Annotated in this window: 12 protein-coding genes; 8 read left to right on the forward strand and 4 right to left on the reverse strand. The window is 29.8% G+C overall.

Features of this window, described 5'->3' with window-relative positions; all coding sequences use genetic code 11:
• Positions 1–1036 precede the first annotated feature (1036 nt).
• From EC396_RS14535 to EC396_RS14550, 4 genes are all read left to right on the forward strand, one after another.
• The gene (locus EC396_RS14535) at positions 1037–1336 is read left to right on the forward strand and encodes a type II toxin-antitoxin system RelE/ParE family toxin (protein WP_129367379.1); all 300 of its coding nucleotides are present in this window, start codon (positions 1037–1039) and stop codon (positions 1334–1336) included.
• A gap of 5 nt (positions 1337–1341) precedes the next feature.
• Positions 1342–1626 carry an addiction module antidote protein gene (locus tag EC396_RS14540; RefSeq protein ID WP_129367382.1) on the forward strand — a complete coding sequence of 95 codons (285 nt, stop codon included), beginning with the start codon at positions 1342–1344 and terminating at the stop codon, positions 1624–1626.
• A gap of 599 nt (positions 1627–2225) precedes the next feature.
• Positions 2226–2456 carry a hypothetical protein gene (locus EC396_RS14545; RefSeq protein ID WP_240665727.1) on the forward strand — a complete coding sequence of 77 codons (231 nt, stop codon included), beginning with the start codon at positions 2226–2228 and terminating at the stop codon, positions 2454–2456.
• The gene (locus tag EC396_RS14550; protein ID WP_129367388.1) at positions 2438–2734 is read left to right on the forward strand and encodes a type II toxin-antitoxin system RelE/ParE family toxin; all 297 of its coding nucleotides are present in this window, start codon (positions 2438–2440) and stop codon (positions 2732–2734) included. Before EC396_RS14545 ends, EC396_RS14550 begins: the two co-directional genes overlap by 19 nt.
• A gap of 257 nt (positions 2735–2991) precedes the next feature.
• On the opposite strand, the gene EC396_RS14555 is transcribed toward EC396_RS14550, so the two are convergent.
• Both EC396_RS14555 and EC396_RS14560 read right to left on the reverse strand, forming a co-directional pair.
• A complete protein-coding gene (locus EC396_RS14555; protein ID WP_129367390.1) occupies positions 2992–3285 on the reverse strand; it encodes a type II toxin-antitoxin system RelE/ParE family toxin in 294 nt (97 codons plus the stop codon).
• Positions 3276–3503, reverse strand: coding sequence for a hypothetical protein (locus EC396_RS14560; protein WP_129367392.1), 228 nt, complete (start codon positions 3501–3503; stop codon positions 3276–3278). The genes EC396_RS14555 and EC396_RS14560 overlap by 10 nt, the downstream gene beginning before the upstream one ends.
• Before the next feature lie 1224 nt (positions 3504–4727).
• Here EC396_RS14560 and EC396_RS14565 point away from each other — a divergent pair.
• On the forward strand, positions 4728–5009 hold the full coding sequence (locus EC396_RS14565; RefSeq protein WP_129367395.1) for a type II toxin-antitoxin system RelE/ParE family toxin: 282 nt from the start codon (positions 4728–4730) through the stop codon (positions 5007–5009).
• A gap of 11 nt (positions 5010–5020) precedes the next feature.
• Positions 5021–5323 carry a HigA family addiction module antitoxin gene (locus tag EC396_RS14570; protein ID WP_129367398.1) on the forward strand — a complete coding sequence of 101 codons (303 nt, stop codon included), beginning with the start codon at positions 5021–5023 and terminating at the stop codon, positions 5321–5323.
• 132 nt (positions 5324–5455) lie between these two features.
• On the opposite strand, the gene EC396_RS14575 is transcribed toward EC396_RS14570, so the two are convergent.
• Both EC396_RS14575 and EC396_RS14580 read right to left on the reverse strand, forming a co-directional pair.
• Positions 5456–5773 carry a type II toxin-antitoxin system RelE/ParE family toxin gene (locus EC396_RS14575; RefSeq protein ID WP_129367401.1) on the reverse strand — a complete coding sequence of 106 codons (318 nt, stop codon included), beginning with the start codon at positions 5771–5773 and terminating at the stop codon, positions 5456–5458.
• Positions 5764–6006, reverse strand: coding sequence for a hypothetical protein (locus EC396_RS14580; RefSeq protein WP_129367403.1), 243 nt, complete (start codon positions 6004–6006; stop codon positions 5764–5766). The genes EC396_RS14575 and EC396_RS14580 overlap by 10 nt, the downstream gene beginning before the upstream one ends.
• 873 nt (positions 6007–6879) lie before the next feature.
• On the opposite strand from EC396_RS14580, the gene EC396_RS14585 reads away from it, so the two are divergent.
• Entirely contained in the window at positions 6880–7113 is a 234-nt protein-coding gene (locus tag EC396_RS14585) for a hypothetical protein (protein ID WP_129367002.1), read from the forward strand.
• A 27-nt stretch (positions 7114–7140) separates the two neighbouring features.
• Complete coding sequence (locus EC396_RS14590) at positions 7141–7431, forward strand: type II toxin-antitoxin system RelE/ParE family toxin (RefSeq protein ID WP_240665704.1); 291 nt, start codon at positions 7141–7143, stop codon at positions 7429–7431.
• The last annotated feature ends 119 nt before the right edge of the window (positions 7432–7550 follow it).

Genomic DNA, 7550 nt, shown 5'->3' on the forward strand with positions numbered 1-7550 from the left:
TTATAACTTGTCATTCCGACGAAGGAGGAACCACATCCAATGCTCAGTTTTATGTGATTTCTCATTGCAATCGAAATGACAAAACATGCTTTTTAGTATTTGTAGTAACAGATCCCCGCATTCGCGAGAATCACGGTTCAAAACATACTTGTTGTTAGTTGCTACTAATTAAAAATTAATACCATTTATAACTTGTCATTCCGACGAAGGAGGAACCACATCCAATGCTCAGTTTTATGTGATTTCTCATTGCAATCGAAATGACAAAACATGCTTTTTAGTATTTGTAGTAACAGATCCCCGCATTCGCGAGAAATCGCAGATTCGACGGAGTCAATGACGGTTCAAAACATACGTCATTTTCAGCTCGACTGGAAATCTTTTGATTGTGTAGTTCAAAAGATGCTTTTTAATATTTATAGTAACAGATCCCCGCATTCGCGAGAAATCGAAGATTCGACGTAGTCAATGACGGTTCAAAACATACTTGTTGTTAGTTGAATAATGATTAAAGATTGTTGTTTATTGTTCTTTTACTCATTCCTTTTCTATTTTTTGTTTGAAATCGTGATGTGCTTCGCAGTTCCATTGATGAAAAGAACCAAAAATCTAGTCTGATTTTATTTTTCTACAAGCCTACTTAAAAAATGTTACCCACCATTTCCAGACCGCTACGCTCTTTGGAAAACCCGCCACCCAGCGCTACATTTTTTATTTGTTTGTAACGAAAAATTAAATAGGACAACTCCTTGTTGTAGTTTGTAATTTGCTTTTGACTTAAAACTTAAAACTTAAAACTTAGAACTGATACTGAATTTTGGCTTTTAGCTTTGGGCTTTTGACTTTTGACTTAAAACTTAGAACCTAAAACTTAAAACTTAAAACTTAAAACTGATACTGAAAACTGACTTTTGACTTAAAACTCTTAGTGGTTGTTGTGGTGCTTTTTTGATTGAACTTAAGAAAATTAAGAATGAACTTTCATAATTCAACATTATTACTTAGATTTGTATCCTAGTGAATACAATAAAAGCAAATGTACTTTATTGAAAAAACGTCAGAATTTGACAAGTGGTTACGAAAATTAAAGGATTTAAAAGCAAAAGCAAAAATTTTGTTCAGAATTCAAAAACTGGAAAACGATGAACATTTTGGTGACTGTAAACCTGTTGGCGATGGAATTAGAGAGCTAAAAATTAATTTTGCTAAAGGTTATAGAATCTACTTCAAAGAAACTGACGGAAAAATTATTATTCTTCTAATTGGTGGAGAAAAATCGACCCAACAAAAGGACATTGAAAAGGCAAAAGAAATATGGGACAAATTAAAAACGTAAAAAAAATGGAAACATCAAAATTTGATATTGCAGATTATTTAGACAGTAACGAAATGATTGCGGAATATCTTAATTCTGTATTAGAAGATGGAGATAATTCAGATATAATTACTGCACTTGGACATATTGCCAAAGCTATTGGAATGACAAAGATTGCAGAAGAAACTGGCTTAAGTCGACCAAGTTTATACAAAGCATTATCTGACGGAGCTAAACCACAATTTTCGACAATAATGAAAGTTTTAAAAGCTGTTGGAGGACAAATTAGAATAAAACCATTATCTGCATAGAATAAAATAAAACGACACCAAAACACCATTTATGTGATTTCTCATTGCAATCGAAATGACAAAACATGATTTTTAGTATTTATAGCAACAGATCCCCGCATTCGCGAGAAATCGAAGATTCGACGGAGTCAATGACGGTTCAAAACATACGTCATTTTCAGCTCGACTGGAAATCTTTTGATTGTGTAGTTCAAAAGATGCTTTTTAATATTTATAGTAACAGATCCCCGCATACGCGAGAAATCGAAGATTCGACGGAGTCAATGACGGTTGTTTGGTTAAATAATGAAAAGTTAATAATGAAAATGGATGATTAATTATTAATACCGACTTAAAACTTAGAACTTAGAACTGCTACTGAATACTTCATTTATTACCTTTTTGATTCAAAAGTACACACCCCTAACCCCTTATTTCGACTACGCTCAAGAGGGAATATTACAAAACTAACGATTTGCTCAGTCCAAAAAACCTCTGATTTTCCAGTCGAACAAATCTTATAAAAGTCAGTTGGCAAACATAAAAACATATAAGAAAAGTTAAAACATAAAAGAAAAATTGTATTTTTGATTGATCTCTTAAATAAATGAATTATGGATATGACTTCACAAATAAAAAATAGCTTAATTTCTAGAATTAGAGATTCTAAAGATTTATCTTTTTTAAGAGCCTTACAAACAATTTTTGACACTTCAGAACAAGCTCTTTTTCAACCTACACCCGAGCAATCTGAATCAATTGAAATAGGACGTACAGAAATAAAAAATGGTGATTTTTTTGATAATAATGGCGTAATTTCTGAAATGAGAGAATGGCTAGAAAAGAAATAATTTGGTCTAGAAGAGCAAAAAATGAATTACGAATTACCCTCGAATATTTCAATGAACGAAACGGAAATTCTAATTACAGTTTGAAAATTTTGAATGAGATTGATGATTTGACTAAAACTCTTTCCAAAAGTGAACTTATTGGTCGATTAACTTCTAACAAAAAAACAAGAGTAATTTCAATGAAAGTTTATTTAATTTTTTATGAAGTAAATAATGGTAAAATCGAAATACTTTCATTTTGGGATAACAGACAGAAAACAAAAAATAGACTTAAATGATTAGATACGTTTTCCTACAACTCATAAAATTTATACTTACATTTAAACTAAATAACGAACCGACAAACATTAAACTAACGATTTACTAAGTCCAAGAATCTCCAATTTTTCTAGTCGCACATATTTTATAAAAGCTCTATAAACGCCCTCGAAAAGACGGTTCAAAACATACGTCATTTTCAGTCCTGTGCTCAGCCAAGTCGAAATATAGACTAGAATTCTATTAATTGTGTAATAGAAAGGTTACAACCGTTTCTTTAATTTGTTGTTTTTTGTTTTGTTCCACGAAAGTTAATGATTTCAATTAATTTCTTTTTTGGACGAATTCGGTAGATTATGTAATTGTTTTTATCAACCAATCCTTTATGAAGATTATCAAACTTTCCAGTTTGAGGACAAATTTTAGGATATTTACTTATTCGGTTTAAAAGGTCATTTATATTTTTTTCTAAATTAAGAATTTCCATTATTGTCCATTCTTTTTCTAAATAATCTATAACTTTATCTAGACCATTCTCTGCTTGTGGTGTCCAAACTATTTTTAATGCCATTTATCGAAACGTTTCATAACCATTTCATTATCTTTATATTCACCTTTCTCAGCTTGAGCTAAACCAGTTTTAATTTCACCTTGTTCATTTTCAGACATTTCACTCCACCAATCAGCTTGTTCTTCGTCAAAAACAGATTTTAGTTTTTTTAGAATACTTTCTTTCTGAGTTTGAAGTAAAAGATGTATTAATTCTAATTTTGTGGTTTCTATATCCATAATCTTAACTTTTATTATAACAAAGATAGTTTTTTATCTATAAACTTTATTCTGAATTAATTTAATCATCATATTATTATATTTTGACTTTTAGCTAAATAATGAATAATTAATAATGAAAAGTTAATAATGAAAAGTTAATAATGAATAATGGATAATGAAAAATGAAAAATTAATAATGAATACTGACTTAAAACTTAAAACCTAAAACTTAGAACTTAAAACTGTTACTGAATACTTTCCTATTGAAAAATTGACTCCCTTTAGGGTTGGGGAAAAGCAATTTTTCGGTAGCGTTGATTTTGTTAATAATTAAACTAATTTATAAATACACACCCCTAACCCCTCTCAAGAGGGGAATATTATAGTTGAATAATTGCTTTTGGCTATTAGCTTTTGACTTTCAACTTTAGACTTTCAGGCTTGAATGTCAATCTGTTTGTTGTTTAGTTTAAAGGACGTTTAAAAACTGTCCTATGGGATTTTTCGTTAGCGTTGATTTTGTTAATAATTAAACTAATTTATAAATACACACCCCTAACCCCTCTCAAGAGGGGAATATTATAGTTGAATAATTGCTTTTGACTTTCAACTTTAGACTTTCAGGCTTGAATGTCAATCTGTTTGTTGTTTAGTTTAAAGGACGTTTAAAAACTGTCCTATGGGATTTTTCGTTATAAAATATCAAATTCTTTAGCGTTGGGCGGAGCAGCGTCCAAATAGCGCAGCGGTCTGGGCGTGATGGTTAAAAGGATTTGATAATTTTATAGAAAAATAACATCAGACTAGATTTTTTTGGTTCTTTTTTCATCAATGGAAAAAAGAACAAGAGAGAGGTAGCTTCTAATTTTTTATGTTTACGTCATCTCAACTTATAAGATTTGAAGTATTTAATTTTATTAATAATTAAACGAATTTATAATTACACACCCCTAACCCCTCATTTCGGCTACGCTCAATACAGCGCTCAAGAGGGAATATTATAGTTGAATAATTGCTTTTGACTTAGAACTGAAAACTGGCTTTTGACTTTTGACTTTTGACTTTGTCCTTTTGGCTATTAGCTTTTGGCTTAAAACTTAAAACTTAGAACTTAGAACTTAAAACTTAGAACTTAGAACTTAAAACTGTTACTGAATACTAAATTTTGTTAAGCTACATTACTCATAATATTTTAGTAATTCAAAAAAAATAATTACTTTTGACGTTAGTAACGCAAAAGATATGATTGTATCCTTTGGCTCGAAAGAGACAGAAATGATTTGGAATGGGATTAGGGTCAAAAAAATGCCTTTAGAAATTCAGAATATTAGTCGTCGTAAATTAAGAATGTTGAATAACTCTCAAGATATTGCCGATTTGAGAATCCCACCTTCCAATCGACTTGAAAAATTAACTGGAAATTTAAGTAGATTTTACAGTATAAGAATTAACAAACAATGGAGAATTATTTTCGTTTGGGAAAATGGAAACGCTAGTGAAATTGAAATAGTTGATTATCATTAAAAATGAAAAAAATGAAAAAATTATCAAATGTACATCCTGGAGAAGTTTTGTTTTATGAATTTCTTGAGCCTTTAGAAATTACTGCTTATCGCCTTTCTAAGGATTTAAACATTCCACAAACGAGAATTTCTGAAATTATTAAAGGAAATAGAAGAATTACAGCAGATACAGCGCTAAGGTTGGGTAAATATTTTGGAAACTCTGCCAAATTTTGGCTTGGAATTCAAGACGATTTTGATATTGAACAAGAAAGGGAAATAAAAGAATTTGAATTAAGCGAGATTAAGCAGTTTAATGACAAAAACGTTGCTTAACAATAATGGTTGGTTATTGGCTAAATAATGAAAAGTTAATAATGAATACCAACTTAAAACTTAGAACTGTTACTGAATACTGACTTTTGGCTACTAGATATTGAATACTGTATTTCCTTGGTGTTAAATAGCTTACTCTGTTCTTTTAAGTTTCGGTGGATTTTGTCGAGTATCGAAAACATCATGAATTTCAACACGATTTTTTTTGTAGTTTATACAATAGATAATTTTATAATTTTTATAAACTAAATATCTAAACTCATGTTTTTGCTGTTTGAGAAGTTCCTCAACTTGTCCAATTGTTGGTTGCTTTTTTAGACAAAGAGTTTCATTATATATTCCGTTTATAATTTTTTTGGCAACAGAATAAGTTGTTTTGTTTTTGTAGTATTCAAAAATGTTTTGTAGCTCTTTCTCACTAAATTCAGTCCAAAAAATCTCTAATCCCATTTATCAATTTTGGCTTTCAAATCACTAGAACTAATAAGTCTCCCATTTTTCGAATCTTCCATTGACTTATCAATTCTTTTGTTGAATTCTTCGATAGTCATTGGTTCAAATTCATTTTGCGATGTTGAATCATTTTCTTTATGTAATATATTTTCAAGAAGAGAAATCAACTCCTCACTTTGTACTTTGAGAAAATCTTTAATAAATTCTATTTTTCGTGTTTGTAAATCCATTTAATCAACCTTTTTATCAAAGATACAAAATTATCATTTTCGACTCAATACTTTCTTATAAAATTAAAAATTTAGCTTGTGGCTATTAGCTAAATAATGAAAAGTTAATAATGAATACCAAATTAAAACTTAGAACTTAAAACTGCTACTGAATACTGGCTTTTGGCTTAAAACTTAGAACTGTCAGTGAATACTGCTACTGAAAACTGGCTTTTGGCTTAAAACTGAAAACTGTTACTGAATACTGTTACTGAAAACTGACTTTTGGCTTAAAACTCAACTTCCAAATAATGGCTTCGGCTACGCTCAGCCACCAAAAGCAAGATATTGAATACCCACTTAAAACTCAATAATTAAAACTTAATACCATTTATGATTTGTCATTCCGACGAAGGAGGAACCACACCCAATGCTCAGTTTTATGTGATTTCTCATTGCAATCGAAATGACAAAACATGCTTTTTAGTATTTATATTAACAGATCCCCGCATACGCGAGAAATCGAAGATTCGACGGAGTCAATGACAGTTCAAAACATACGTCATTTTCAGCTTGACTGGAAATCTGTTGGTTTTGTAGTTCAAAGATACTTTTTAGTATTTACACTAACAGATCCCCGCATTCGCGAGGATGACGATTGGTTTAATTTTTGGTAACCAGATACTGAATACCGACTTAAAACTTAAAACTTAGAACTGTTACTTAAAACTGCTACTGAAAACAGGCTTTTGGCTTTTAATTTAAAACTGGTTGTTGGATTTTAGATTTGCTATTTTTTAGTAGATTAAGTATTGGTATCAGGCTAGATTCAAGTTTTTAAAAAATATTTAGTATAAATTGATAATTTCGTATCTTTGATAAAAGTCTAATAATATGAATTTAGAAGCTAGAAAAATAGCATTTATACAAGAATTTTTAAAACTTCAAAGTGAAGAAGTAGTTTCTCGTCTTGAAAGCATATTAAAAAATAAAAAAAACACTTCTGAAGATCAGCAATTTGAGCCAATGACTCAAAATGAATTAAATAAACGCATTGATCAATCTGAATCTGATTTTAAAAACAAACGATTTAAAAGTAGTTCTGACCTTTTAGCCAAATACGAATAATGGCATTGAAAATTATTTGGTCTGATTTTGCAGAAACGCAACTTGACGATATTTATTAAGTATTACGAAAATAAAGCAAGTTCAAAAATTGCCAAAAAAATCGTAAAAGAAATTATCAATGAACCAAAAAAATTGATAAAAAATCCACTAATTGGTCAAGAAGAAGCGTTATTAAAACATCGAAAAATTAAATATCGATATTTAGTTTTTAAAAACTATAAATTGATTTATGCTGTCGATCTGGAAAATGGATTTATACAAATTGCAGATGTTTTTGACACACGACAAAACCCTCCGAAACTGCAAAGGACAAAATAAAGTTTGTTACCAACTCGATAATTAATAATGAAAAGTTAATAATGAAAAATGAATGATTATTACCCGATACTGAATACTTTCCTATTGAAAAATTGACTCCCTTTAGGGTTGGGGAAAAG

Source organism: Lutibacter sp. HS1-25 (assembly GCF_004121075.1).
Lineage (GTDB): Bacteria > Bacteroidota > Bacteroidia > Flavobacteriales > Flavobacteriaceae > Lutibacter.